This window comes from Thioclava sp. PTB-PU3-1 (assembly GCF_055666785.1).
The window spans coordinates 94,425-119,507 of record NZ_JBVNVL010000002.1 but is presented as its reverse complement, the minus strand read 5'-3'; the positions used below and the strand labels follow the sequence as shown (position 1 = coordinate 119,507).

The following is a 25,083-nucleotide window of genomic DNA, read 5'->3' as shown; positions in this document are numbered from 1 at the left end:
CTCAGGCGGGATCGCTCTTGGTCTGGATAACCTTCGCGGGGACTCCCACCGCGACACTGTTTTCGGGAATTTCCCGGACCACAGCAGCCCCCGCGCCGATCACCGAAGCCCGGCCGACGGGGATGCGTTGAATGATGCTCGCCCCGGTGCCGATCTCGACTTCCTCCGCCAAGCGGACATTGCCCGAGATATTCGCCCCCGGGCTGATCGTCGAGAAGGATCCGATTTCCACATCATGCCCGACCGTCGCGCTGAGATTGATGTGAACATGATCGGACAGCTCGATATCGGTCGTCAGGCAGGCGTCTGCGCAAATGATGACACCGTCGCTCAGCCGGACATTCTCACCGAGCCACGCCCTCGGATGCACCAGCACCGGAAAAGCGTGTCCGCGCGCGCCCAAACGGGTCGCAATGCCCTTGCGTGCAGCCGGAGACCCAATCGCGATCACGACATCCGGCAGCGGATCGTCTCCGAAGGTGGACAGATCGGAGGTGACCGGCAGCCCGTGGACCGTCTCCGGGTGCTCAATGCCGGGATCGACCGCGAAACCGAGCACGTTCCATGTCGCGGCCTCCGCGTTAATCGCATGAATCACCTGAAGCACTTCGCGCCCGAAGCCGCCGCAGCCATAGATCACGATGTTTCGCATGGGCACAAATTCCTCCTCGCAGCCGGCGCGATCAGCCGAAGCGCTCTTTCAGAATAGCGAGAAAGCGCAAGACATTCTCGGTTTCCTGCTCTCTGGCCGCTGCCATGTCGGCAATCAACTGATCGCGCGTCGCGCGCGCCCAGTCGATCTCCTCCTCACCATAAGCGACCCCGTGCTTCAACTCGAAGCCGTCCCGCCAATCCTCCGCACTCAAGCCCGGACGTGGGACGACCACCGGCACACAGCCCGACAGCGCCGCGTAATAGGCGTACATCGTGTAGAGGTCGTGGCAGTAGAAAACTTCGGTCTTATTGAAGACCTCGGCGATTTCTTGGTGACTGAGACCGTCGAGCGGAATAGCGCGGTCGCCTTCCGGGATTTGCGAAATCGTATCCGTTCCCTTCCGGATCATCCGGCAACTGCCGGAGCGCGAACGGTTTTCATCCCGATAGATGTCCTCGCGCAGCCACCGCACCCGCAGCAGACGATCGGGGGACACGGGGGCCAGACCTTCGGCGAAGGCTTCCTGATAGAAGAAGACTTCCTCGCTCGGATCGAGGGTCTCATTGCCGCCCAACAGGCCGGGGCGGTTCAGCAGCCAGCGGGCCACGCGCTCGGCTTCGAGCGGGTTGCCCCTGACCGTCTCCGGATAGACAACGATCGCATCGCCAAGGACCGCATCGGAGGCCATGGGCACATCCATGCTCTCATGCGCGGCAAAGTCCGGCAGCTTCCGGCGATAGTTCCAGCGCTTCAACGCGCCAAGCCATGCAGGGCGCAGGGATCGGTACGTCTTGTAGGGCTGGCTCGCATAGGCGTCGACGCCGAGACGCCGCATGCGGTCGATCAGCGAGTGGAGCACGATCTGCCCCCCGCTGTTTTCGTCGAAGGGGCGACAGACCACGACGATCGGCCGGGTCGGAAACGAGCCAGTCGGGGCTTGCGTCGGCATATTCGGCCTTCCCAGAGTCCGGTGCAAAAGGGGCCCTCAGGCCCCTTTCGCGATCACATGTTCGGGTAGTTCGGCCCGTCGCCGCCCTGCGGGGTGGTCCAGTTGATGTTCTGGCTCGGGTCCTTGATGTCGCAGGTCTTGCAGTGGACGCAGTTCTGGAAGTTGATCTGGAACTTCGCGTCGTCGCCCTCGCCGACCACCTCGTAGACGCCCGCCGGGCAGTAGCGCTGCGCGGGCTCGTCATATTTCGGCAGGTTCACCGAGATCGGGATCGACGGATCCTTCAGCTTCAGGTGGCAGGGCTGGCTCTCTTCATGGTTGGTGTTCGAGAAGCTGACATTGGTCAGGCGGTCGAAGCTCAGCTTGCCATCGGGTTTGGGGTAGTCGATCGGCTTGAAGTTCTTCGCCTCGCCGGTCGCTTTCGCATCCGATTTGCCATGCTTGAGCGTGCCGAACAGCGAGAAACCGAAGAGGTCGTTGGTCCACATGTCGAGCCCGCCGAGGACGAGCGAGGGGACCATCCCCCATTTCGACCACATCGGCTTCACGTTGCGGACCTTCTTGAGGTCGTTCGCGATCGGACCCGAGCGCAGATCGGCTTCGTATTCGGTCAGCTCATCGCCCGAACGGCCACCTTTGATCGCCTCTGCCGCAGCTTCCGCCGCCGCGATGCCCGACAGCATCGCGTTATGGTTGCCCTTGATGCGCGGCACGTTCACGAGCCCCGCCGAACAGCCCAGCAGTACCGCCCCCGGCACGGTCAGTTTCGGGATAGACTGCCAGCCGCCTTCCGAGATCGCCCGCGCGCCGTAAGCCACGCGCTTGCCGCCTTCGAGCAGTTCCGCGACCATCGGGTGATGCTTGAAGCGCTGAAATTCCATGTAGGGATAGAGATGCGGGTTCTCGTAGTTCAGGTGCACCACGAATCCGACATAGACCTGATTGTTCTCGAGGTGGTAGATGAACGACCCGCCGCCAGCGTTACCGCCCAGCGGCCAGCCCATCGTGTGGGTCACGGTGCCTTCGCGGTGCTTCTCCGGGTCGATCTCCCAGATTTCCTTCATGCCGAGGCCGAATTTCTGCGGGCAGTGACCGTCGGAGAGGTTGTGCTTCTCCATCACCACCTTGGCGAGCGAGCCGCGCACGCCTTCGGCCATCATCACGTATTTGCCGCGCAGCTCCATACCCGGCTCGTAGCCCGGGCCTTCCGTGCCATCGGGGTTCTTGCCGAATTCGCCCGCGACGACACCGGCGACGCGGTCACCGTCCCAAACGATTTCCGAGGCGGCCATACCGGGGAAGATCTCGACACCGAGACCTTCGGCCTGCTCGGCCATCCAGCGGCAGACATTGCCCATCGAGACGATGTATTTGCCGTGGTTCGACATCAGCGGCGGCATCGGCCAGTTCGGGATGCGCATCGCCCCGGCCTCGCCCAGCATGTAGAAATTGTCTTTCTTGACCGGCACAGTGATCGGCGCGCCCTTGTCCTTCCAGTCGGGGATCAGCTGATCCAACCCGCTGGTGTCGAGCACCGCGCCCGACAGGATATGCGCGCCCACTTCCGAGCCCTTCTCGAGCACGACGACCTCGAGCTCCGGGTCGATCTGCTTGAGACGGATCGCCGCCGAAAGCCCTGCAGGCCCCGCGCCCACGATCACCACATCATATTCCATCGACTCGCGCGTCACGTCGGTCATGTCTGTCGAACCCCTTGCTGGTCGTCCTAGCTGGCGTCCTGCCTAGCCTACCTCGCGTAACGAGGCAATTGTTACGCTGCGATGCCGCGCAACAATCTTGCGCCAAATTACAATCCCTTCCCAGACTGAGGAGATCGGCAATTCGCCGCGAAAATCGCGCTGTCCACTTGACTTCCGGGGGGCAGAGAAGATTTAGATGCCCTGAATTGGGGACAGTTCCGAATTCGGGAGCCTTCCATGGACAAACAACCGATGACGCGCGCGGGTTTCGACGCGCTCAATACAGAATTGAAAAAGCTCAAGTCCGAAGAGCGGCCTGCGATCATTGCTGCGATCGCGGAAGCGCGGGAATTGGGCGACCTCTCGGAGAATGCCGAATACCATTCGGCACGCGAGAAGCAGGGCTTTATCGAAGGCCGGATCAAGGAGCTCGAAGGGCTTCTGGGCCGGGCCGAGGTGATTGACCCGTCGAAGATGACGGGTGCTGTGAAATTCGGCGCGACCGTCACCATCGTCGACGAGGACACCGACGAAGAGAAGACCTACCAGATCGTCGGCGAGCCCGAGGCCGATCTGGAGAAGGGCAAGCTCAACATGAAATCGCCGCTGGCGCGTGCGCTGATCGGCAAGGACGAGGGCGACTCGGTCGAGGTTCGCACCCCGGGCGGCGACAAGGCCTACGAAATCCTAAAGATCGTTTTCGCCTGACGCGGTCGTCCCCTGCGCGGTGAGCATTTCACCGCGCGCCACTGACGGAGAGCCTGAATGGAAGGACCCGCAGAGCAGGACAAGGACCGGTTCGCCATGCCCGGCGGACCGCAATCGCCTGCCGGTCGTCCACGCCTCAAGACGCGATACCCCGGCGCGCCGGAATGGATCGCGCTGGGGCTTAGCCTCCTGTGGGTTTTCATGGTCGTGGCCTTCTGGTTCTTCGCCCCGGGGATCGCGCGCGCCGCATCGCTGTTCGCCACCGTCAGCCTCGTCGTCGGGATGGCGGTGCCGATCGTGATGATCTGGGTCGCGGCCGTAACGGCCCGCGCAACCCGCGAGATGCGCGCCGAGACCGCCGCTCTCAAGCAATCCATCGAGGCAATGCGCACGGCCTGGCTCAATCAGCAGGCGCTGCGCACCGATCAGAATGTCGAGAAGAAGCTCGACGAGATCGCCGCCGTCGCCCGGCAGGCCGAAACCACCATCGCGACCTTCGCCTCGCGCCGCGACGTGCAGGCGAGCCAGCCCTCGGCCGATCGCAAGGCGGCGCTGGTGGCCCCGCCCCCGCCGCGGCCCGATGACAGCGAACCGATGCTGGCGCTCGGCACCCCTGCCGAGGAGTTGCGCGCGCCGCTCTCGGTCGCGGATTTCGTCCGCGCCCTGAACTTCCCGGATTCGCCCGACGATACCGAAGGCTTCCGCGCGTTGCGCCGTGCCCTCGAAGACCGTTCGACGGCGAAGCTGCTGCGCTCGGCGCAGGATGTGCTGAACCTGCTCGCGCAGGACGGCATCTACATGGATGACCTCAAGCCCGACCGCGCCCGGCCCGAGCTGTGGCGTCGCTTCGCCCAAGGCGAGCGCGGGCGCGAGATCACCAGCCTCGGCGGCATCCGCGACCGCTCGTCTCTGGCGCTCAGCGCAGGCCGGATGCGCGGCGACACGATCTTCCGCGACGTGGCGCATCATTTCCTGCGCCAGTTCGACCGCACCTTCGCGGAGTTCGAAAAGAACGCGTCGGATCAGGACATCGCCGAGATGGCCGAGACCCGCACCGCGCGCGCCTTCATGCTGCTGGGGCGCGTCACCGGAAGTTTCGACTGAGGGGGGCCCGCCCCCTCGGGCTTCGCCCTCACCCCCGGGATATTTTTGCCAATACGAATGGGCGCGGCGGAGGCAGAGCCTTCACAGCGCGCGGCGCATCAGTTGCACCGACCGGAAGTCGAAGACCAGCCGCGTCAGCCGCGATGTGCGCCGCCCCGTGACCTCGAAGCCCAGCCGTTGATACAAGGCACGTGCGCGCAGATTCTCGTCGATCACGTCGAGGCAGAGCGCCGCATAGCCGCGCCTGCGCGCCTCATGGGACAGCGCCTCGATCAGCGCGCGCCCTATGCCCGCCCCGCGCAGCTCGGGCCGCACCGCGATCCCGTCGACCATCATCCCGCCCGCGGGCAGATCATGCGCCAGAAGATGCAGGCAGGCGCCACGCCAGAGCCCGCCGCGGCGCCCGTAATGGCTGCGCAGATCGGACCAGCTTCCGCCGACGAAGGAGCCGCGATGGGTGCGAAACCCGACCACCCCGACGAGCGTGCCGTTGCCGTCGAGCGCCGAGAGCGCGTGGCTGGGGTCGATCACGTCGGCGATGAAGCCCAGGGCGCGCGGCTCGGGGCCCATCACCCGCCCGAGCTTGCCGCCGAAGGCCTGCCAGTAGAGCCCCGCCGCAGCCGTGCGATGCTCGCGTGCGAGCCCGTGCCGGATCGACACCTGAGTCACCGTGTCGCCTCCACCAGATGCGCGGCCGCCGCTGCGAGATCTTCCGGCGTGTTGAGATTGGTGAACGGGTCGGGGCTGCCCTCGAATTCCACCGGCGCCGCGTCCGGGAAAGCCGCGCGCAAGCGCCGCTCGCCCGAGGCGAACAGCTCTGCGATGCGCGCGCGGTCGTCGACCGGGCATAGCGCCACGCTCGGATGGTCACGGCCACCCGAAGCAGCATAGGCCGCAGCGCCAGCGCCGCTTAGCCGCGCGACCAGATCATGGGGCAGGAAGGGCGTATCGACAGGCACGCATAGCAGCCGCTCCGCGCCCTGCTCCGCCGCCCAGTCGAGCGCGCTCAGGAGCCCCGCCAGAGGCCCCTCGCCGCGCCGCTGGGGCGGATCGGGCAGCACAGGGATCGGGGCGAATCGCAGCGCGGCGCCATTGGCCGAGATCGCGAGCCTGGCCACCTGCGGGCCGATCCGCGCCGCGACATGGGCAAACAGCGGACGTCCGGCGAGCATCACCGTCGCCTTGTCGACGCCGCCCATGCGCCGCCCCTGCCCGCCCGCAAGGATCACCGCGACCACACGCGGCCCGACATCTTCGCCAGCGGTCAAGATGATTGCCTCCAATACAATCGCGCGCTTTGCCTTTGCCCGCATCCTTCCCTATCTGTCCCGCAACTGAGAACGGGAGACAAGCATCATGTCGGACATGACCGCGAACGGGACGACCCCGAAAGGCGCGATCCGAGCCGCCTATTGGCGCGGATTTCGGCATGGCCTGCCGTTCCTTCTGGTAATCATGCCCTTCGGGCTGTTGTTCGGGGTGGCGGCGACCAGTGCGGGGCTCGATCTGGCGCAGGTCATGGGCTTCTCGGTGATGGTCATCGCGGGCGCTGCGCAATTCACAGCGCTGCAGCTGATGGGCGATCACGCGCCGGTCCTGCTGATCCTCGCGGCCTCGCTTGCGGTCAACCTGCGCATGGCCATGTATTCGGCGGCGCTGACGCCGCATTTCGGCAAGGCGAAGACATGGCAGAAGGCGCTGGTGGCCTATTTCATGGTCGATCAGTCCTATGCGATGGCGGCCAATGAATACGAGGCCGAGCCGGAGATGAGCCGCGCCGAGAAGCTGGCCTATTACGCAGGCGTCTGCAGCCCGATCTGCCCGAACTGGTATGTGGCGACGCTGCTCGGCGCGCTGGTGGGCGCGAAAATCCCGCCGGAATTCGCGCTCGATTTCGCGGTGCCGATCACCTTCCTCGCGATGATCGGGCCGGCGCTGCGCACGCTCGCCCATGTCGCGGCGGCGGCGGTCTCGGTCGTCGGCGCGCTGGCGCTGAGCTTCCTGCCCTCCGGCGTGGGGCTGATGATCGCCGCGGTCGCCGCGATGGTGACGGGTGCGCAGGTCGAGCTTTGGGTCGCGCGTAGAAAGGCGGTGCGGGAATGAACGGATATTCAGACGCCCTGATCTGGGGAATCATCATCGCGCTGGGGATCGGCACGTTCTTCCTTCGCTTCTCTTTCATGGGCTTCCTCGGCGACAGGCAACTGCCGGAATGGGCGCTGCGCTACCTGCGCTATACGCCGGTCGCGGTTCTCCCAGGGCTGGTGGCGCCGCTGGTGCTGTGGCCTGCGGCCACGGGCGGTGAGACCGACCCTGCACGGATGATCGCCGCCTTCGCGACGCTGGGCGTCGGCATCGCCACGCGCAACACGCTGTGGGCGATTCTCAGCGGCCTCGCCGCGCTTTACCTGTCGCTGTGGCTGGTGGGGTGAGCCGCGCCTCGGAGGGCTTCCAGTGGAAGCCCTCAGCGGCGAACGCGCCGACCGTGGAGGCGCCGGGGCGCGATTGCTGAAGGCGCAGATCGGGGGCTCCAGTGGAGCCACCGAAGCGGCGAACGCGGATTGCGTAGGCAATTCGCCCGGGTAAACCCGCTAACTCCGTCTTATGCCTCCAGAGGGCCGCGCCCGACCTCGGGTGGGCGCTTTGCAGCGCTCGGTGGCTGGGCGCTTTATCCCGCAAGCCCGTAGGACAGCGATACCCGCAACGACATCGCCAATGCGCCCTCCCCGGGGGAGGTCGGGCGCGGCCCGGGCCGCTTCGCGGCTGATCCGGGCAGCGAGTTTCCAATCCAAAAGAAAAAGGCCGTGCCCGGAGGCACGGCCTTCTAACCGTCAAGGTCAGGCGATCTTACTTGATCTTGCCTTCCTTGTATTCGACGTGCTTGCGCACGACCGGATCGTATTTGTTCACGGTCATTTTTTCGGTCATGGTGCGGGCGTTCTTCTTGGTCACATAGAAGTGCCCGGTGCCCGCCGTCGAGTTCAGACGGATCTTGATCGTCGTCGGCTTCGCCATTGTTTATCTCCTAGCTCCGGGCATCGAAAAAACTACGCACCCGCGGAATCCTTGAAGCCCGCCTTTTAGCGATGCGCGATGCGGAGTCAACCGGCAAACCGGGCCGCAGGCTGAAAATTCTTCGCCCACGGCTCATAAAGCGGTGACGCCCTTTTCCGCTCAGATCAGCGGCTTGCCCATTGTCTCGTGAATCTGGGCGACTTTCTCGGTCTCGAGGCCCAACGCCGCGGCGAGATTCGCCAGATATTGCTTCTCCGCCTCGGTATCGACGGTGATCGGCAGAAGCGCAGACGAATAGACCTGCGACTTCATGTGATCCGAGGTGGCATTGGCCAGAGCGGTGATGTCGATCGGACCGTCGAGTTCGGATTTCACGAAGGCGATCTCTTCGTCGGAGGCGTCGGACAGGTGATCGAGGATGGTCTGGCGCTCGGTGTCATCGATCTCGCCATCGGCCTTCGAGGCCTGGATCATCGCGCGGATCATCAGCTTGGCCTGATCTTCCATCATCGCGTTGACCGGCGTGCCGGAGGTCACGGCGCCGAGCATCTCCGAGATATTGCCTGCGCCCGTTTTCGCAGCGCCGGTCATGGCCCCGATCAGCGCGCCAAGCCCTGCCTCGGTCGCCGCCGTCGCGGAGGCCGCCTGAAGGCCGAACTGGCCGAAGAGTCCGCGCACGGTCTCCTTGCCGCCGGGCATACCCATCTTCTCGGCCCACTCGCCCATCTGGTCGCCCATACCGCCGGGCTCGCCCGCTTTGCCGAGCGCGTCCTTCATGCCGTCGAGGCCACCCATCTTGTTGAAACGCTCCACGCCCTTGGCGGCGGCGAAGCCCACCGCGAGCGTGGCCAATGTCTTCACGAAGCTCATATCATTCCCCCGAAATGCGGTTTCCTGTTAAAACAGCTTCGCGCGCGGGGACGCGCTTGGCTAGAAAAAACTCACGCGATTTACAGCTTGGCAACCACGTCGGCGAGCATCTGGCGCACCTGGCTCGCAACTTCGGTGAGGTCGTCATTCTCGACCGCGAGCATCGAGGCCACGGGATCGACGGCGCAGACTTCGATCCCGTCCTCCACCTCGCGCAGCACCACGTTGCACGGCAGCATCGCCCCGATCCGCGGCGCGACGCCGATCGCCTCATAGGCAAGCTTCGGGTTGCAGGCGCCGAGGATCTTGTAGCGCGGCATGTCCTTGTCGAGCTTGGCCTTCATCGTGGCGGACACGTTGATCTCAGTCAGCACGCCGAAGCCCGCCTCGGCCAGCGCCTCGCGCACTTTCGCCTCGACCTCGTCGAATGCCCCGGTCATCACCTTGTCGATCGTATAGCCCATGGCAATCTCTCTCCCCTAGTTGGTCTTGGCTGTTCGCGCCTTTGCGTCGAGCGTGGCCAATTCGATGCGAAACGCAAGTCACGATCATGGAGAGGCCTGTGCCTCAATGCGCGCTCACTGTGCCGCAGTGGCGGGAACCCGTGCGGGCGGGGGCTTGTTCCTTGCCCTCGATCTTGAAGCGAAAGAAGAATTTGCGCGGATGGCCTGTAAGCCGGATTTTGTCCCGGGGGCTTGCACCCCCATGGATGACCATTCCTCTCGCCCTGCGATTGCTCACAGGGTCTAGCTGCCAACCCGGATCGCTCGGGGCGAAGCTCCCCTGCCGTCACCGCAAGCGGCGCAGCGCGCGATCCCTATTCGGCGTTGCTCCCGGTGGGGCTTGCCGTGCCGGTCCTGTTACCAGTCCCGCGGTGGGCTCTTACCCCACCGTTTCACCCTGACCCCGGCCGAAACCGAGGCGGTCTGTTTTCTGTGGCGCTTTCCGTCGGGTTTCCCCGCCCGGGCGTTACCCGGCACCGTTGCTTCATGGAGTCCGGACTTTCCTCGGGCCCCCGGCTACCCGCATTCACGGGGCTACGGGAACTCGCGGCCATCCAGCCATCCGCGCAAGGCAGCAGATAGACACTCGCCCCCGCGCGGTCAATTGCCCCTGCGCACGCATCACGGGCGTCTTTTCTTCAGCCAAGAAACGCCCCCTCGCATCACGAGGCCGTGAAATTTCGGGAGCAGTCCGTGCAACCACTTGCTTTTCAGGTGCGGCACGTTGACGCTGGCCGTCCATGAAGTGAAAGGGAGATCACGATGGTAAAGGGAGGACTCCGCCTCGGGCTTGCGCTCGCGGCGATGGTTTGGGCATTGCCCGCTATGGCGAATGAGAAAATCGCCATTCAGGTCAACAGCGCCGATCCGCAAGTGATGAACATGGCGCTGAACAACGCGCTCAACATGATCAAATATTACAAAGACAAAGGCGAAGAGGTCCAGATCGAAATGGTCACCTACGGGCCGGGGCTCAACATGCTGCGCGCCGACACCTCGCCGGTGAAAGCCCGCGTCGAGGAAATGGCGATGCTGGGTCAGCCGATCCATTTCCGCGCCTGCGCCAACACGCTCGCGGCGATGACCAAGAAGCTCGGGAAGGAGCCTCCTATGGTCGAAGAGGCGGAAATCGTTCCCTCCGGCGCGGCCTATCTCGTCGATCTGCAACGCGACGGCTACGCCTATCTGCGGCCCTGACGGACGACCGCGCGGGCGGCCCTTCGCTTTCCGCGCGCTTCGTTTGAATTGCGCCCCCTCTCGCCCCGCTCGGCTTTCCGCGCGGGGCGGTTTACGTTACAGGCAGGGCTGTTTGATTGACCCCCCGGCAGGATCGGCTATCCTCTTGACAAACAAGAGCAGAAACGGGCCCGCATGACCGCCCTCTCCGAATATGAACGCCTCGAGGCGATCGGTATATGGCGTCCCGATGCGGACGCGCAGCGCCGCGAGGTGATCCTCTCGCTGGGCGACGCGACGCTTGTGCTGTCGGAGGCGCGCTCCGGCACGGCGCTCGCGCATTGGTCGCTGCCTGCCATGCATCGCCGCAATCCCGGCAAACGCCCCGCGATCTTCGCCCCCTCCGAGGAGCCGGGCGAAGAGCTCGAGATCGAAGACGAGACGATGATCGCCGCGATCGAGAAGGTCCATGCGATCATCGCGGCAAAGCGCCCGCACCCGGGGCGGCTGCGCGGTGTGCTCATCGGGGCGGTGCTGCTGGCAGTCGGCGCCGTGGCGCTGTTCTGGTTGCCCTCGGCGCTGGTCGATCATGCCGCGCGCGTCGCCCCCCAGGCCAAACGCGTCGAGATCGGCCGCAAGCTGCTCTCCGAGATGGTGAAGATGACCGGCTCGGCCTGTCACAGCCCCGGCGGTGATCGCGCCCTCTCCGCGCTGGCGGAGCGGCTGCCCGGACAATCGGTCATCGCGGTCCTGCCGCAGGCGCTCGAAGGGGCGCGGCTGCTGCCGGGCGGGATGACCGTGGTCGGACGCGATACGATCGACGGGCCCGACACGCCCGAGGTCGTCGCGGGCTACATCATCGCCGCGCAGAACAGCGCCGCCGGAGGGCGCCCGTTGCATCGGATGCTCGACCGTCTGGGCCCCGCGGCAGCGCTGCGGCTGCTGACGACGGGCGACCTTCCCGAGAGCGGACTGGCCGAATATGCGCAGGACCTGCTGCAGCATCCCCCGGCGCGGGCCGATGGCGACACGCTGCTGCGCGCCTTCCGCGATGCCGGGGTCAGCGCAACACCCTATGCCTACGCGCTCGACCCGACCGGAGAGTCGGTGCTGGGCCTGATCGAGGCCGACCCGTTCAAGGGCCAGCCCGCGCCGAAGCCGGTTCTGGAAGATGCGCAATGGGTGGCGCTGCAGGACATCTGCTCGGCGCAATGAAAAACGGCCCCGAAGGGCCGCTTGATCCGACTTGCGCCTTCACGCCTCGTCAGCGCACGAGCGCATCCGGGAAGCCCGCCCGCCGCGCCGAGGCCAGCGCCGACTTCAGCTTCGCGGTATCGTAAAACGGCCCGGCATAGACCACCGTCAGCTCCTGCGTCTTGGAGGTCGCGACCGGAAGGCCCAGCGCCTGCAGACGCTTCGTCGCGGTCGCGACATTCGCGACATTGGCGAAGCTGCCGACCTGCACATATTGCTTGCCGTTCGAACCGACCGGCGCGACCGATTTGCTCGACACGGTGACGGTCGGCGCCACCACGATCCGGGAGTTCGGCACCGGCGGATGCGAGCCCTCGACATAGACCTGATCCGGCGTCGCGGTGGGGCGAAGCTGCATCGGCGTCTCTTCGGTCCAGCGCGCGCGCATCTGTGCGTTGCCGTGGACGGTGCGCGGGCCGCGATAGGGGTTCAGCCGCCCATCGTCGAACGCAGTCGTCCAGCCGTTCTGCGGCTTGGGCGCGTGGGTCACAACCGGGGCGAGCCCGCCGACGCTCACACTGTGAGACACGCGCGACGGATCGCGCGGCGCAGGCGGAGAGGTCGGGGTCGGCGAATAGGGCGCGCGCATCGCGGCAGTGGCGCGGGCCGCAGGGTTCGGAGCCACGGTTACCGACGCAACCGGCACGGTGGGCGCCAGGCTGGGCGTATGGCCGCAGACGATGCCGCGGTCGCTATTCATCTGCGGCACCCAGCGCACGGCCCCGCCATAATCCGCGCGCACGAACACGCAGCCCTGACTGTCGACATATTGCGGATCGGTATAGCTCGCCGGGGGCATTTCGGCGGGCGCATATTGCTGCGCCTTCGACTCCGATGCGAAGCCTCCCAGCCCCAGCGTGAGAATCGCGCCCAGACCGGCCGCCACCCCTGCTTTCAGTCGCATATCCACCCCCTGATGTTTCCAAGGGGAGGATAGACGGGTTTGCCTTTGAGTAAAGGGCGTTGGCCTTACTTCGTGCCGAACATCCGGTCGCCCGCATCGCCCAGACCCGGCACGATATAGGCGTGATCGTCGAGCCTCTCGTCGAGCGCTGCAGTCACGATCGGCACGTCCGGATGCGCCTCTTTCATGCGCGCGACACCCTCGGGGGCCGCCAACAGGCACATGAAGCGAATGTTCTTCGCCCCCTTTTCCTTGATCAGGTCGATCGCCGCGACCGAGGAGTTGCCGGTGGCCAGCATCGGATCGACCACAATGGTCAGACGATCCTCAAGCTCGCTCGGCAGCTTGCAATAGTATTCGACCGGCTTCAGCGTCTCGGGGTCGCGGTAGAGGCCGACGAAGCCCACGCGCGCCGCCGGGATCAGCTCCAGCACGCCATCCAGCAGACCGTTGCCCGCCCGCAGGATCGAGACCAGCGCGAGTTTCTTGCCCGCGAGGATCGGCGCGTCCATCTCCTGAAGCGGCGTCTCGATATTCTTCGAAGTCAGTTCCAGCTCCGAGGTGATCTCATAGGCCAGCAGCAGGCTGATCTCGCGCAGCAGGCGCCGGAAGGACGCGGTCGACGTGTCCTTCTCGCGCATCAGGGTCAGTTTGTGCTGCACCAGCGGATGTTTGACGACGGTCAGATGGTCACTCATTGTGTTGTCCCTCACAGAAAGCTTTTGCCCGGCCCTTGCGCCGGAATGTTCAGATGCGTGGCGAGCGAGGCCGCTAAGTCGACATACCCCACATTGCCCACGCTGCGCGACCCGATACCGGGGCCCGCGCCCAGAACCGGCACGCGTTCGCGGGTGTGATCGGTGCCGCGCCAGCTTGGATCGTTGCCGTGATCGGCGGTGAAGATCCCCAGATCGCCCGGTTGCAGGCGGTCGAGGAATTTGGCCGCCACCGTGTCGAACCATTCCAGCGCACGGGCATAGCCCGAGATGTCGCGGCGATGGCCATAGAGGCTGTCGAATTCCACGAAATTGGCGAAGGTGAGCGAGCCCTCCTCGGCCTCATCCGCCAGCCGGATCAGGTGATCGGCCAGATCGGCATCGCCCTTGCCCTTATGCAGATGGGTGATGCCACGATGCGAGAAGATATCCCCGATCTTGCCGATCGCATGGGTCACGCGGCCCGCATCATAGGCCCAGTCCAGCAGCGTCGGAGACGGCGCCGGGATCGCGTAATCGCGGCGGTTCGGCGTGCGGGTGAACTGCCCGTTCTCGCCGATGAAAGGCCGCGCAATCACACGCCCTACCTTCATCGCATGCAGCGTCGGCGCGAGTCCCTCGCAGAGCTTCAGAAGGCGGTCGAGGCCGAAATGCTCCTCATGGGCTGCGATCTGGAACACGCTATCGGCGGAGGTGTAGCAGATCGGCCAGCCGGTGCGGATATGCTCGTCGCCCAAGTCTTCGATGATATTGGTGCCCGAGGCGTGGCAATTGCCCAGAATGCCGTCCGTGCCCGCGATTTCGCAGGCTTTGGCGACCAGATCGGGCGGGAAGCTGTTCTTCTGATCGGGGAAATAATGCCATTCCCACGGCACCGGCACACCGGCCAGCTCCCAGTGCCCCGAGGGCGTGTCCTTGCCGGGAGAGATCTCGGTGGCCGCGCCCCAGAGCCCGACAGGTTCGACCATCAGCCCCGGCGCCTCATCGCCCGAGGCGAGCTTCACGCCCGCGCCCAGACCCAGACCGGCCAGCGTCGGCATATTCAGCGGACCGGAACGGCCTTCCTCAGCGCGCCCATCCGCACAGGCCTGCGCGATATGACCCACGGTATTCGCGCCCGTATCCGGCGCGCCGTCGTTGAAGAAACGATCCGCATCGGGCGCGCCGCCGATCCCGACGCTGTCCATCACGATCAGAAAGGCACGGCTCATTGCACATCCTCCGGGCCGATCCGTTCGTGGATCAGGGGCGGCTCTTCGGGGGCTGCGTCGCTCAATTCGATCGCGGCCAGCAGGGCGGCTTCGGCGGCATCGGCGTCGCGGTCATTCGCGGCATGGATCGTTACCAGCGGCTCGCCCGCGGCCATGTCCTCGCCCAGCGCCACGATCTCCCAAAGACCGACCGAGGGGTTGATCTTGTCGGTGCCGACCAGACGCCCGCCGCCCAGATGCACCACCGCCTCGCCCACCGCGCGGGTGTCGATGCGGCTGACGAAGCCCGCGCGCGGGGCTTCCACCGCGCGGATCACCGGGGCCGAGGGCAGACGATCCGGGAAGCGTTCGACGAAATCGCTCGGACCACCCAATGCCGCGACCATCTTGCCGAAGACCTCGACCGCGCGTCCGTTGCTGAGCACCTCGTCGATCCGCGCCGTGCCCTCGACCGCGTCCTTGGCCAACCCCGCGAGCACCAGCGCCTCGCCGCCCAGCGCCGCGGTCACGTCCCACAGCGCCTCGTTCACGCCGGTGCCGGTCAGCGTCTCCATCACCTCGATCACCTCGAGCGCATTGCCCGCCGAATGGCCCAGCGGCTGGTCCATGTCGGTGATCAGCGCCGTGGTCTTGCAGCCTGCGCCATTCGCGGTTGCGACAAGGCTCTGCGCCAGCGCCTTCGCGTCCTCGGGCCGCGCCATGAACGCGCCCGAGCCGACCTTCACGTCGAGGATCAGCCCTTCCAGCCCGGCGGCCAGCTTCTTCGACAGGATGGAGGCGGTGATCAGGTCAATGCTCTCGACCGTGCCGGAGATGTCGCGGATTCCGTAGAGGCGTTTGTCGGCGGGGGCGATTTCCCCAGTGGCGCCGACGATCGCGCAGCCGACTTCGCCCACGACCTTGCGCAAAGCGCCGATGCCGGGCGTCGCGTCATAGCCGGGTATCGCTTCCATCTTGTCGAGCGTGCCGCCGGTATGGCCCAAGCCCCGCCCCGAGATCATCGGAACGTAGCAGCCACAGGCCGCCAGCGCGGGCGCCAGCAGCAGCGAGACGGAATCCCCCACCCCGCCGGTCGAATGTTTGTCGATCACCGGGCCGGGCATGTCCCAGCGCAGAACCTCGCCGGAATCGCGCATCGCTTGCGTCAGCGCCACGCGCCCCTCGGTGCCGATGCCTTTCAGCAGAACGGCCATCGCGAAGGCCCCCGCCTGCGCGTCCGAGACCGAGCCATCGGCCAGACCGCGCGCGAACCATTGGGCTTGATCTGCGCTCAGGCTTTTGCCGTCGCGCACCGATTGGATAATGCTGCGGGCGTCCATCAGGTGTTTTCCATATGGCTCATGTCGAAGCGACCGGGCAGCAGATCGCCCACCGTCGTGTCGAGCCGCTCGCCCTCGGTGGTGGCCAGCGTCACCGGCGTGTCGTGGCGCGCGAATTCCGCCAGCTTCTGACGGCAGCCGCCACAGGGCGGCACGGGCGTCGGACTGTCGGCGATCACGGCGACCTCGGTGATCTCGGTCTCGCCGGCCGCCACCATCGCGGCGATCGCGCCCGCCTCGGCACAGGTGCCTTCGGGATAGGCCACGTTCTCGACATTCACGCCGCTATAGATGGTGCCGGACGCCCCGCGCACCGCCGCACCGACCTTGAATTTCGAATAGGGCGCATAGGCGTTTTCGCGCACCTGACGGGCAGAATCGAGCAACGACATCGGCGGTCTCCGGGCCATGGCCGGAGCGTAAAATTTGTCCAGCCGGTTGAGTTCTCCCGATCCTGCGCCGCGCCTGCGTCGGATGCAAGCGCTCACCTCGCGCCACCCCGCCGCCTCGCGTGGAGTTCATGCCGCAACGTAATTTCATGGGGTTGCAATCACCCCCTTCGTGCTATCTAGAACGACGGGAGAGTCGCGCGCGAAAAATTAGTTTAGCGCTAAACCAGTTTCGGGAGGATCTCATGGAAGAGCTGCGTCAGGACAACCTGCGTCAGTCGGCACTGGACTATCACGCCAAGCCGAAACCCGGAAAACTGGAAATTCGCGCAACGAAGCCGCTCGCCAACGGGCGCGATCTGGCCCGCGCCTATTCCCCCGGCGTGGCGGAGGCCAGCCTTGCGATCAAGGAAGATCCCGACACCGCACGCGACTACACCGCGCGGGGCAATCTGGTCGCCGTCGTCACCAACGGCTCGGCCGTGCTGGGCCTGGGCAATATCGGCCCGCTCGCCGCGAAGCCGGTGATGGAAGGCAAGGCGGTCCTGTTCAAGAAATTCGCCGATATCGACTGTTTCGATATCGAAGTCGCCGAGAACGACCCCGAGAAGCTGGCCGAGATCGTCTGCGCGCTCGAGCCCTCCTTCGGCGCGATCAACCTCGAAGACATCAAGGCCCCCGATTGCTTCATCGTGGAGAAGATCTGCCGCGAAAAGATGAACATCCCGGTCTTCCACGACGACCAGCACGGCACTGCGATCGTGGTGGGCGCGGCTGCGACCAACGCGCTGCGCATCGCGAAGAAGAACTTCGAGGACATCAAGATCGTCTCGACCGGCGGCGGCGCGGCGGGCATCGCCTGCCTCAACATGCTGCTGAAGCTGGGCGTGAAGCGCGAGAATGTCTGGCTCTGCGACATCGAAGGGCTGGTCTACAAGGGCCGCGAAGCTGACATGACGCCGCAAAAGGCGGACTATGCGCAGGACAGCGATCTGCGCACGCTCGACGAGGTGATCGAAGGCGCGGATATGTTCCTCGGCCTCTCCGGCCCCGGCGTGCTGAAGCCCGAGATGGTGCAGAAGATGGCCAAGCAGCCGATCATCTTCGCGCTGGCGAACCCGAACCCGGAAATCCTGCCCGACGTGGCCCGCGAGGTCGCGCCCGATGCGATCATCGCAACCGGGCGCAGCGATTTCCCGAACCAGGTCAACAACGTGCTGTGCTTCCCCTTCATCTTCCGGGGCGCACTGGACGTGGGCGCGACCACGATCAACGACGAGATGCAGATCGCCTGCGTCGAGGGGATCGCCAAGCTCGCGCGGCAAACGACCTCCGCCGAGGCTGCCGCCGCCTATCGCGGCGAGAAGCTGACTTTCGGGGCGGATTACCTGATCCCGAAACCCTTCGATCCACGCCTGATCGGCATCGTCGCATCTGCCGTGGCGAAAGCCGCGATGGAGACTGGCGTGGCGGCCCGCCCGCTGGAAAATCTGGATGCCTACAAGGTTCAGCTCGACGGCTCGGTGTTCAAATCCGCGCTGCTGATGCGCCCGGTCTTCGATGCCGCCGCGACCGCAAGACGTCGTATCGTCTTCGCCGAGGGCGAGGATGAGCGCGTGCTGCGCGCCGCCAACGCGATGATCGAGGAGACCACCGACACGCCGATCCTGATCGGTCGTCCCGACGTGATCGAGATGCGCTGCGAACGGGCGGGTCTGCCGCTCGATCTGGGCGCGGTCGAGATCGTGAACCCGGAGAACGACCCCCGCTATCGCGACTATTGGGGCACCTATCACGAGCTGATGGCCCGGCGCGGCGTCACCCCCGATCTGGCGCGCGCGATCATGCGCACCAACTCCACCGCCATCGCCGGGGTCATGGTCCATCGCGAGGAAGCGGATTCGATGATCTGCGGCACGTTCGGGCAATATCTCTGGCACCTGAAATACGTGCGCGAAATCCTCGCCCGCGACGGGCTGCATGCCCAAGGCGCGCTGAGCCTGATGATCCTCGAAGACGGCCCGCTTTTCGTGGCCGACACGCATGTCCATCACGCGCCCACGCCCGAGCAGATCATGGAGACGGTCTGCGGCGCCGCGCGCCACGTCTCGCGCTTCGGTCTGACGCCGAAGATCGCGCTGTGTTCGCATAGCCAGTTCGGCAATCTCGACAGCGACTCGGGCGAGCGGATGCGCGCCGCAATGAACTTGCTGATCCGGCGTGAGGTCAATTTCGACTTCGAGGGCGAGATGCATGTCGATGCGGCCCTCGATCCCGAGACCCGCGCCCGGCTGATGCCGAATTCGCGCTTCGAAGGGGCGGCGAACGTTCTGGTCTTCGCCAATACCGACGCGGCCTCGGGCGTGCGCAACATCCTCAAGATGAAAGCAGGCGGTCTCGAAGTCGGGCCGATCCTGATGGGGATGGGCAACAAGGCGCATATCGTGACGCCGTCGATTACCTCGCGCGGGTTGCTGAACATGTCGGCCATCGCGGGCACGCCGGTCGCACACTACAGCTGAGTCGCGTGCACCTGCGAAATTTGCAAACCCCTCCCGGGCTGCAAAGAAGCTGAATACTCGCCCGCAGTTTGCAAAAGTTTGCGGGCGATTTTTCGCGCTTTCTGCAAATTTTTTCGCGTCGCACCCTATTGTGCGCGGTAACATTCTTGCGCCAACGCGTTGCGCTTCGTAACACATCTCCAAATTCCTGAGGAGGAGATGTTCGCATGGGCTACAAAGAGGTCTATTCCGCCTGGCAGGCCGATCCCGAGAAATTCTGGATGGACGCCGCCGAGAAGATCGACTGGGACGAGAAGCCCTCGAAGGCCCTGTTTGACGGAAACGCGCCGCTCTATGAATGGTTCTCGGACGGGATGGTCAACACCTGCTGGAACGCGGTCGACCGCCATGTCGAGCAGGGGCGCGGCGATCAGATCGCGATCATGCATGAAAGCCCGATCACCCACTCGACCAAGGGCATCACCTACAAGGAATTGCAGACCCGTGTGGCCTCGCTCGCGGGCGCGCTGAAGATGCGCGGCGTCGAAAAGGGCGACCGCGTCATCATCTACATGCCGATGATCCCCGAGGCGCTGGAGGCGATGCTCGCCTGCGCCCGGATCGGCGCGGTCCATTCGGTCGTGTTCGGCGGCTTCGCGGCGCACGAGCTCGCGGTGCGGATCGACGACTGCACCCCCAAGGCGATCATCGCGGCAAGCTGCGGCCTCGAGCCCGGGCGCACCGTGCATTACAAACCGCTTCTGGACGAGGCGATCGAACAGGCCGAGCACAAGCCGGAGTTCTGCGTCATCTTCCAGCGCGAACAGGAAGTGGCGAAGCTGATCGAGGGGCGCGACTTCTCGTGGCACGGCTTCCAATATGGCGTGAAACCCGCGGAGTGCGTGCCGGTCGAGGGCAACCACCCGGTCTACATCCTCTACACCTCCGGCACGACCGGCCAGCCCAAGGGCGTTGTGCGCCATACCGGTGGCCACCTCGTCGCGCTGCAATGGTCGATGAAGAACATCTACAACATCGAGGCGGGCGACCGTTTCTGGGCGGCGTCCGATGTCGGCTGGGTCGTGGGCCACTCCTACATCTGCTACGGCCCGCTGATCGCGGGCGCGACCACGGTGGTGTTCGAGGGCAAGCCGATCGGCACCCCGCATCCGGGCGTGTTCTGGCGGATCATCCAGAACAACCGCATCAAGAGCTTCTTCACCGCCCCCACGGCGCTGCGCGCGATCAAGCGCGAAGACCCGAACGGCGAATGGATCAAGCGTTACGCGCTGCACGATCTGCAGGCTCTGTTCCTCGCAGGCGAGCGGGCCGATCCCGCGACCGTCGAATGGGCGCAGAAACATCTCGGCGTTCCGGTGGTCGATCACTGGTGGCAGACCGAGACCGGCTGGGCCATCGCCGCGAACCCGATCGGGATCGAAGAGCTGCCGACCAAGGTAGGCAGCCCCTCGGTGCCGATGCCGGGCTACGACATTCAGGTGCTCGACGAGGGCGGCCACCCGGTCGAGGCGGACCAGCTTGGCGCCATCGCGATCAAGCTGCCGCTGCCTCCGGGCACGCTGCCGACGCTGTGGAACGCCGAGGCGCGCTTCAAGAAAAGCTACCTCGAGCAATTCCCCGGCTATTACGAGACGGGCGACGCGGGCTATGTCGACGAGGACGGCTATCTCTACATCATGGCGCGCACCGATGACGTCATCAACGTCGCGGGTCACCGCCTCTCGACCGGGGCGATGGAAGAGGTGCTTGCCGGGCATAGCGACGTCGCCGAATGCGCGGTGATCGGTGTGGCTGACGACCTGAAGGGGCAGACGCCGATGGGCTTCCTGTGCCTCAATTCGGGCTGCAACCGCCCGCATGGCGAGGTGGTCAAGGAATGCGTGAGCCGCGTGCGCGAACAGATCGGCCCGGTCGCGGCCTTCAAGCTCGCCACCGTGGTGGACCGTCTGCCGAAGACCCGCTCGGGCAAGATCCTGCGGGCCACGATGGTGAAGATCGCGGATGGGCAGGAGTGGAAAATGCCCGCGACGATCGACGACCCGGCAATCCTCGACGAAATCACCGAGGCGCTTAAGGGGCTTGGCTATCCGAAGAAATAAGCCGAGCTTATCATAAGCGCACTCATTTTGAGCGACGCAGATAGGCACCACATCAAAAGTTTACGCCCGAGTTAAGAAGCCGCATCCACAATGGGTGCGGCTTTATGCTATTGTTTATGCTATCGAAGGTTAATTTGAGAACCGTACCCCGGAACCATCCATCGAGGGGTTATTTTGACGAACCGAAAGTTGCCCGATCCCGCTGCGCAGGAGCCATTCGCATCGTTGCGATGCGATCTCGGTCCTTTATGGCAGCACGATCTGCGCGCCGCGCTTGCAGATGTGATGTGCGGTCTGGATGCGGCGCTCGCCGATCCGGGCGGTCAAAGCACGCATGGACAATTGGAGCGCGCGCGCGAAGCGGCGAGCGATCTGGCACAGCTTCTCGATCTGGACGGAGCGAAGAAAACTGCGCCCGCCGCGTCGAGCCATGAAGCGGCAAGCGAGCTTTCCGACGCGTCCGATTCAAGCCCCGCCCCGCCGCATTTGGTCATTGCCGATGCGCTTGAACGGGTGCGCCGCCGCTGGACAAGCGCGGCCCATGTTCGGGGCATGTCGCTCGCGATCCACATGGCCCCCGATCTGCCGCCCGTTCTGGCGATCGATCGCGTGCCGCTCACCCGCATCTTCGCCAATCTGATGCGCAACGCGCTATGCTATGCCCAGCGCGGCACGATCCACCTGTCGCTCGACTTCGACCCGACCGAGGGGCTGCTGCTGACCGTGCGCGACGAGGGCGATGGCTTCCCAGAGGATCGCCTGCGCGCGCCCGCCTGCGCAGGGCAGCGCAGCGAGCCCGCCACGTTCCGCAACCCCGAGGGGCAAGGCCTGGGCCTCGCGATATGTCACGCGCTGGTGGCAGAGGCCGGCGGCAAGATCGACCTCGCCAACGCGCCCGAAGGCGGGGCCGAAATCCGCGTGTCGCTCCCGGCCCGTCCCGTCGATATCAGCTCCACGATGCGCGATGCCCCCCTGCCCGATCTGAGCGGGTGGAACGTGCTCGTCGCCGATGACAGCGAGATGAGCCGCGCCGTGCTCGAGCAGTTCCTGAGCGCGATGGGCGCGCAGGTGACCGGGCTGGGTCGTGGCGACAGTGCAGCCGCGCAACTGCGGGCCGAACGCTTCGATCTCGCGGTGCTGGATGTCGAGATGCCCGGCTGCCGCGGCCCAGAGGTGATCGCCAGCATTCGCCGCTCCGGCCTGCCTTGGGCGGACCTGCCGATCATCCAGTGCAGCGGCTATCGCGACGTCGAGAAAGGCGCGGCCGATGCCTGCCTCATCAAGCCGGTGCTGGGCCTGCAGCCGATCCTGCGCGCCTTGGAAGAGGCTGGTTGCATGACGACCGTGCCACGCGTTACGACGCCCTCGCGCGGTTTGCTCGCCCATCTGCGTCTGGCCGAGAAGGCATTGCCGGCGGGGCTCGGACAGGAACTGATCGCCGATCTCGAGACGGTACGTCACGGGCTGTCGCTCGCACTGCCCCCTTTCGACCTCTGCGCCCTGCAATTGCTGAGCCACAAGCTCAGTGCGGTGGCCGGAGTGGCGGGTGATCACCCCCTCTCGCGGCATGCACGCGCGCTTGACAGTGCAACCCGACATGGGACTTATGAAGATATTCAAGATCTTGGCCGGGTCGCCCTCATTTTCATCGACCGGCTGATAGCCACCACCCGAAATAATTTGAACACGAAGACTGATTTACAGCATGAGAACTAGTGACTCCGATACGACCACCCCGGACAGGGATACCAGCTCCAAGACGGATAGTCCGCAACACGGCCTCAGTCGAAACGGGCGGAACAGCGTCGACACCGAGACCGAACATTTTCTATTGATCGAAGATGTGGGATCGCTCCGGGCGATCTATGACGCCTATCTGCGCAACGCCGGCTTCATCACCCATCTCGCGGCAAGCGCCGAGGAAGGGATGCGCATCTTCCGCGACAACCCGATCCGCATGGTGCTGCTGGACCTGATGCTGCCCGATCGCGACGGCGACACGCTGATCGCCGAAATGCTGGCCCTGCGCCCCTATGCGGCGATCATCGCGGTCACTGCCGACCGCTCGATCGACCGCGCGGTGCGGGCGATGCAGGAGGGCGCAATCGACTTCCTCGTCAAACCGATCGACGAACCTCGCTTCAGAAGCGCCATTGAGAGCGCGCGCAGCCTGTCGCTGCGTTCGGATGTCGACGACGCGAGCGCGAGCGAGGAGACGGTCGGGGACTTCGTCGGCAACGCGCCGCAGATGCGGGCACTCTACGCCCGGACCCGCGCTGCCGCCCGCTCGACCGCGCCGGTCTATATCTGGGGCGAAAGCGGTACCGGGAAGGAGCTTTGCGCCCAGGCGGTTCACGCCACGAGCCCCCGCGCCGATGGTCCCTTCATTGCGCTCGATTGCGGCGCCCTGGCCGCCGACCGCGTCGACAGCGAACTCTTCGGCCATAACCGCGGGGCCTTCCCGGGCGCTTTGGAGGACAAGGACGGCGCTCTCCTCGCCGCCGATGGTGGCACGCTTCTGCTCGACAATATCTGCGAACTTGCCCCCACCGCGCAGATCAAGCTGCTGCGGTTCCTACAGAGCGGCCAAGTCAAACCGCTCGGCGCCAGCCAGCCGGTCGACGTCAATGTGCGGATCGTCTGCGCGGCCAAGAGCTCGCCTAGCGTCATGCTGCAAAACGCTGTGCTCCGTGAGGACCTCTATTACCGGCTGATGGTGCTCACGATCGAAATGCCGCCGCTGCGGATGCACCGCGAGGATATCGGCCCTCTGGCAAGGATGGCGCTGGAGCGGTTCGCCTCCGAGGAGGCGCGCGACTTCAGCGAGATCGAGCCTGAGGCAATCACCCGCCTGGAAGACCGCCCGTGGCCCGGCAATGTCCGCCAACTGATGAACGTCATCCGCGCGGCGATCGTGATGCATGACGGGCCGGTGCTGCGCGCTCATATGCTGCCGGAATTCGATCCGACGACGAGCCGTGCCGCGCCCACCACCGCCCCGGCGGCCGATCCTTTCGCGGACCGCACGCTGGCCGAGATCGAGCGCGCCGCGATAGAGGCTGCGATCACCCGGCATGACGGATCGATCCCGCGCGCTGCGCTGGAACTGGGGGTCGCGCCCTCTACGATCTATCGCAAGCGCGACGCGTGGCTGTCAAAGGGCTGAGCCTCAGGCGAACTGTTCGCGCATCAACCGCTCTTCGAGCCCGTGACCGGGGTCGAAGAGGATGCGGTGCTCGATCTCCGGCTCGGAGCGCACCTCGACCCATTTGACCGGCTTGACCGAGCGGCTGTCCGCATCGGCCATGACCGGGCGCTTGTCGGGTTCGAGAATGTCGAAGCGCACCAGCGCGGAGGATGGCAGGATCGCGCCCTGCCACCGCCGCGGCCGGAAGCTCGCGATCCCGGTCAGCGCCAGCACGTCCGAGCCGATCGGCAGGATCGGCCCGTGCGCGGAGAAGTTATAGGCGGTCGATCCGGCGGGGGTGGAGACGATCGCGCCGTCGCAGACCAGCTCCTCCATCCGCACTTTGTCGTTGATCGAGATCTTCAGCTTCGCCGCCTGCGGGCCCGCGCGCAGCAGCGAGACCTCGTTGATGGCGAGCGCCTCATGCAGCAACCCGTCCTGCGTCTCGGCCTTCATCGACAGCGGATTGATCACCGCCTGCTCCGCCGCCTCGAGCCGCGCGGGCAGATCATCAGCAACATAGTCGTTCATCAGGAAGCCGACCGAGCCGCGGTTCATCCCGTAAACCGGCAGCCCGGTGCCCTCGTGCAGGCATTGCAGCATGAACCCGTCACCGCCAAGCGCCACGATCACATCGGCCGCGTAGCGCGGCACCTGCCCGTAGCGCGCGACCAGATCGGCCAGCGCCGCCTGCGCCGTCTCAGCGTGGGAGGCCGCGAAATGGATATGGGTATACTGGTTCGCCACGGCGCGTTCCTCCTGCATGTCCAAGGTGTTGCAAGGGCTTGGACGAAAGACAAGC

Annotated in this window: 24 protein-coding genes and 1 other RNA gene; 10 read left to right on the top strand and 15 right to left on the bottom strand. The window is 65.3% G+C overall.

Translation table 11 applies throughout. The annotated features are described in order from the left end of the window. Position 1: 1 nt before the first annotated feature. The 3 genes from ACZ7GB_RS06045 to ACZ7GB_RS06035 are packed head-to-tail and all read right to left on the bottom strand — an operon-like array spanning position 2 to position 3,304. A complete protein-coding gene (locus ACZ7GB_RS06045) occupies positions 2–652 on the bottom strand; it encodes an acetyltransferase (protein ID WP_472157975.1) in 651 nt (216 codons plus the stop codon). Between the two features lie 31 nt (positions 653–683). Next, the gene (locus ACZ7GB_RS06040) at positions 684–1,604 is read right to left on the bottom strand and encodes a hypothetical protein (RefSeq protein ID WP_472157974.1); all 921 of its coding nucleotides are present in this window, start codon (positions 1,602–1,604) and stop codon (positions 684–686) included. A 53-nt stretch (positions 1,605–1,657) separates the two neighbouring features. Next, complete coding sequence (locus tag ACZ7GB_RS06035) at positions 1,658–3,304, bottom strand: electron transfer flavoprotein-ubiquinone oxidoreductase (RefSeq protein WP_472157973.1); 1,647 nt, start codon at positions 3,302–3,304, stop codon at positions 1,658–1,660. A 237-nt stretch (positions 3,305–3,541) separates the two neighbouring features. Between ACZ7GB_RS06035 and greA the strand changes: the two genes are divergently transcribed. Further along, on the top strand, positions 3,542–4,012 hold the full coding sequence (gene greA, locus ACZ7GB_RS06030) for a transcription elongation factor GreA (protein ID WP_078548983.1): 471 nt from the start codon (positions 3,542–3,544) through the stop codon (positions 4,010–4,012). Positions 4,013–4,069: 57 nt separating this feature from the next. Further along, positions 4,070–5,116, top strand: coding sequence for a hypothetical protein (locus ACZ7GB_RS06025; protein WP_232621654.1), 1,047 nt, complete (start codon positions 4,070–4,072; stop codon positions 5,114–5,116). An 81-nt stretch (positions 5,117–5,197) separates the two neighbouring features. On the opposite strand, the gene ACZ7GB_RS06020 is transcribed toward ACZ7GB_RS06025, so the two are convergent. Further along, on the bottom strand, positions 5,198–5,785 hold the full coding sequence (locus ACZ7GB_RS06020) for a GNAT family N-acetyltransferase (protein ID WP_472157972.1): 588 nt from the start codon (positions 5,783–5,785) through the stop codon (positions 5,198–5,200). Further along, on the bottom strand, positions 5,782–6,384 hold the full coding sequence (mobA, locus tag ACZ7GB_RS06015; protein ID WP_472157971.1) for a molybdenum cofactor guanylyltransferase MobA: 603 nt from the start codon (positions 6,382–6,384) through the stop codon (positions 5,782–5,784). The genes ACZ7GB_RS06020 and mobA overlap by 4 nt, the downstream gene beginning before the upstream one ends. Positions 6,385–6,472: 88 nt before the next feature. Here mobA and ACZ7GB_RS06010 point away from each other — a divergent pair, with 88 nt between their 5' ends. Continuing rightward, positions 6,473–7,219 (top strand): AzlC family ABC transporter permease, encoded by a 747-nt coding sequence (locus tag ACZ7GB_RS06010; RefSeq protein WP_414717998.1) that lies wholly within the window; start codon positions 6,473–6,475, stop codon positions 7,217–7,219. After that, positions 7,216–7,548 (top strand): AzlD domain-containing protein, encoded by a 333-nt coding sequence (locus ACZ7GB_RS06005; RefSeq protein ID WP_078548989.1) that lies wholly within the window; start codon positions 7,216–7,218, stop codon positions 7,546–7,548. Before ACZ7GB_RS06010 ends, ACZ7GB_RS06005 begins: the two co-directional genes overlap by 4 nt. A 415-nt stretch (positions 7,549–7,963) precedes the next feature. Here the strand turns inward: ACZ7GB_RS06005 and rpmG are convergent, their stop codons facing one another. The 4 genes from rpmG to rnpB all read right to left on the bottom strand — a co-directional run bounded on the left by rpmG (position 7,964) and on the right by rnpB (position 10,070). Then, positions 7,964–8,131 carry a 50S ribosomal protein L33 gene (rpmG, locus tag ACZ7GB_RS06000; RefSeq protein ID WP_011750518.1) on the bottom strand — a complete coding sequence of 56 codons (168 nt, stop codon included), beginning with the start codon at positions 8,129–8,131 and terminating at the stop codon, positions 7,964–7,966. Positions 8,132–8,290: 159 nt separating this feature from the next. Then, positions 8,291–9,001, bottom strand: coding sequence for a tellurite resistance TerB family protein (locus ACZ7GB_RS05995; protein WP_472157970.1), 711 nt, complete (start codon positions 8,999–9,001; stop codon positions 8,291–8,293). Positions 9,002–9,081: 80 nt separating this feature from the next. Further along, entirely contained in the window at positions 9,082–9,465 is a 384-nt protein-coding gene (locus ACZ7GB_RS05990; protein ID WP_078548995.1) for a DUF302 domain-containing protein, read from the bottom strand. A gap of 191 nt (positions 9,466–9,656) precedes the next feature. Next, an RNA gene (rnpB, locus tag ACZ7GB_RS05985) (RNase P RNA component class A) lies at positions 9,657–10,070 on the bottom strand. Between the two features lie 196 nt (positions 10,071–10,266). Here rnpB and ACZ7GB_RS05980 point away from each other — a divergent pair. Next, positions 10,267–10,701, top strand: coding sequence for a DsrE family protein (locus tag ACZ7GB_RS05980; RefSeq protein WP_078542219.1), 435 nt, complete (start codon positions 10,267–10,269; stop codon positions 10,699–10,701). A gap of 174 nt (positions 10,702–10,875) precedes the next feature. Then, a complete protein-coding gene (locus ACZ7GB_RS05975) occupies positions 10,876–11,895 on the top strand; it encodes a hypothetical protein (protein ID WP_078542220.1) in 1,020 nt (339 codons plus the stop codon). 49 nt (positions 11,896–11,944) lie between these two features. Here ACZ7GB_RS05975 and ACZ7GB_RS05970 read toward each other — a convergent pair whose 3' ends face one another. The 5 genes from ACZ7GB_RS05970 to ACZ7GB_RS05950 all read right to left on the bottom strand — a co-directional run bounded on the left by ACZ7GB_RS05970 (position 11,945) and on the right by ACZ7GB_RS05950 (position 16,476). Then, a complete protein-coding gene (locus ACZ7GB_RS05970; protein WP_472157969.1) occupies positions 11,945–12,838 on the bottom strand; it encodes an SPOR domain-containing protein in 894 nt (297 codons plus the stop codon). Positions 12,839–12,903: 65 nt separating this feature from the next. Continuing rightward, positions 12,904–13,536: a uracil phosphoribosyltransferase gene (upp, locus tag ACZ7GB_RS05965; RefSeq protein ID WP_078522510.1), complete on the bottom strand. Its 633-nt coding sequence runs from the start codon at positions 13,534–13,536 to the stop codon at positions 12,904–12,906. 11 nt (positions 13,537–13,547) lie between these two features. Continuing rightward, positions 13,548–14,765 carry a phosphopentomutase gene (locus ACZ7GB_RS05960; protein ID WP_472157968.1) on the bottom strand — a complete coding sequence of 406 codons (1,218 nt, stop codon included), beginning with the start codon at positions 14,763–14,765 and terminating at the stop codon, positions 13,548–13,550. Next, the gene (locus ACZ7GB_RS05955) at positions 14,762–16,084 is read right to left on the bottom strand and encodes a thymidine phosphorylase (RefSeq protein WP_472157967.1); all 1,323 of its coding nucleotides are present in this window, start codon (positions 16,082–16,084) and stop codon (positions 14,762–14,764) included. Before ACZ7GB_RS05955 ends, ACZ7GB_RS05960 begins: the two co-directional genes overlap by 4 nt. Beyond that, positions 16,084–16,476: a cytidine deaminase gene (locus tag ACZ7GB_RS05950; RefSeq protein ID WP_075773944.1), complete on the bottom strand. Its 393-nt coding sequence runs from the start codon at positions 16,474–16,476 to the stop codon at positions 16,084–16,086. Before ACZ7GB_RS05950 ends, ACZ7GB_RS05955 begins: the two co-directional genes overlap by 1 nt. Before the next feature lie 242 nt (positions 16,477–16,718). Between ACZ7GB_RS05950 and ACZ7GB_RS05945 the strand changes: the two genes are divergently transcribed. The 4 genes from ACZ7GB_RS05945 (at position 16,719) to ACZ7GB_RS05930 (ending at position 24,260) form a co-directional block, all read left to right on the top strand. Continuing rightward, positions 16,719–18,995 (top strand): NADP-dependent malic enzyme, encoded by a 2,277-nt coding sequence (locus tag ACZ7GB_RS05945; RefSeq protein ID WP_472157966.1) that lies wholly within the window; start codon positions 16,719–16,721, stop codon positions 18,993–18,995. A 206-nt stretch (positions 18,996–19,201) separates the two neighbouring features. Continuing rightward, positions 19,202–21,094 (top strand): propionyl-CoA synthetase, encoded by a 1,893-nt coding sequence (locus ACZ7GB_RS05940; protein ID WP_472157965.1) that lies wholly within the window; start codon positions 19,202–19,204, stop codon positions 21,092–21,094. A gap of 189 nt (positions 21,095–21,283) precedes the next feature. Next, a complete protein-coding gene (locus ACZ7GB_RS05935) occupies positions 21,284–22,810 on the top strand; it encodes an ATP-binding protein (protein ID WP_472157964.1) in 1,527 nt (508 codons plus the stop codon). After that, positions 22,800–24,260 (top strand): sigma-54-dependent transcriptional regulator, encoded by a 1,461-nt coding sequence (locus ACZ7GB_RS05930; protein WP_472157963.1) that lies wholly within the window; start codon positions 22,800–22,802, stop codon positions 24,258–24,260. Before ACZ7GB_RS05935 ends, ACZ7GB_RS05930 begins: the two co-directional genes overlap by 11 nt. Before the next feature lie 3 nt (positions 24,261–24,263). On the opposite strand, the gene ACZ7GB_RS05925 is transcribed toward ACZ7GB_RS05930, so the two are convergent. Continuing rightward, positions 24,264–25,028 (bottom strand): NAD kinase, encoded by a 765-nt coding sequence (locus ACZ7GB_RS05925; protein ID WP_472157962.1) that lies wholly within the window; start codon positions 25,026–25,028, stop codon positions 24,264–24,266. Positions 25,029–25,083 lie beyond the last annotated feature (55 nt).

Bases quoted from the DNA above. Each gene is read 5' to 3' on its own strand.
- ACZ7GB_RS06045 (WP_472157975.1), bottom strand. From the start codon at position 652: ATGCGAAACATCGTGATCTATGGCTGCGGCGGCTTCGGGCGCGAAGTG.
- ACZ7GB_RS06040 (WP_472157974.1), bottom strand. From the start codon at position 1,604: ATGCCGACGCAAGCCCCGACTGGCTCGTTTCCGACCCGGCCGATCGTC.
- ACZ7GB_RS06035 (WP_472157973.1), bottom strand. From the start codon at position 3,304: ATGACCGACGTGACGCGCGAGTCGATGGAATATGATGTGGTGATCGTG.
- greA (WP_078548983.1), top strand. From the start codon at position 3,542: ATGGACAAACAACCGATGACGCGCGCGGGTTTCGACGCGCTCAATACA.
- ACZ7GB_RS06025 (WP_232621654.1), top strand. From the start codon at position 4,070: ATGGAAGGACCCGCAGAGCAGGACAAGGACCGGTTCGCCATGCCCGGC.
- ACZ7GB_RS06010 (WP_414717998.1), top strand. From the start codon at position 6,473: ATGTCGGACATGACCGCGAACGGGACGACCCCGAAAGGCGCGATCCGA.
- ACZ7GB_RS06005 (WP_078548989.1), top strand. From the start codon at position 7,216: ATGAACGGATATTCAGACGCCCTGATCTGGGGAATCATCATCGCGCTG.
- rpmG (WP_011750518.1), bottom strand. From the start codon at position 8,131: ATGGCGAAGCCGACGACGATCAAGATCCGTCTGAACTCGACGGCGGGC.
- ACZ7GB_RS05995 (WP_472157970.1), bottom strand. From the start codon at position 9,001: ATGAGCTTCGTGAAGACATTGGCCACGCTCGCGGTGGGCTTCGCCGCC.
- ACZ7GB_RS05990 (WP_078548995.1), bottom strand. From the start codon at position 9,465: ATGGGCTATACGATCGACAAGGTGATGACCGGGGCATTCGACGAGGTC.
- ACZ7GB_RS05980 (WP_078542219.1), top strand. From the start codon at position 10,267: ATGGTAAAGGGAGGACTCCGCCTCGGGCTTGCGCTCGCGGCGATGGTT.
- ACZ7GB_RS05975 (WP_078542220.1), top strand. From the start codon at position 10,876: ATGACCGCCCTCTCCGAATATGAACGCCTCGAGGCGATCGGTATATGG.
- ACZ7GB_RS05970 (WP_472157969.1), bottom strand. From the start codon at position 12,838: ATGCGACTGAAAGCAGGGGTGGCGGCCGGTCTGGGCGCGATTCTCACG.
- upp (WP_078522510.1), bottom strand. From the start codon at position 13,536: ATGAGTGACCATCTGACCGTCGTCAAACATCCGCTGGTGCAGCACAAA.
- ACZ7GB_RS05960 (WP_472157968.1), bottom strand. From the start codon at position 14,765: ATGAGCCGTGCCTTTCTGATCGTGATGGACAGCGTCGGGATCGGCGGC.
- ACZ7GB_RS05955 (WP_472157967.1), bottom strand. From the start codon at position 16,084: ATGGACGCCCGCAGCATTATCCAATCGGTGCGCGACGGCAAAAGCCTG.
- ACZ7GB_RS05950 (WP_075773944.1), bottom strand. From the start codon at position 16,476: ATGTCGTTGCTCGATTCTGCCCGTCAGGTGCGCGAAAACGCCTATGCG.
- ACZ7GB_RS05945 (WP_472157966.1), top strand. From the start codon at position 16,719: ATGGAAGAGCTGCGTCAGGACAACCTGCGTCAGTCGGCACTGGACTAT.
- ACZ7GB_RS05940 (WP_472157965.1), top strand. From the start codon at position 19,202: ATGGGCTACAAAGAGGTCTATTCCGCCTGGCAGGCCGATCCCGAGAAA.
- ACZ7GB_RS05930 (WP_472157963.1), top strand. From the start codon at position 22,800: ATGAGAACTAGTGACTCCGATACGACCACCCCGGACAGGGATACCAGC.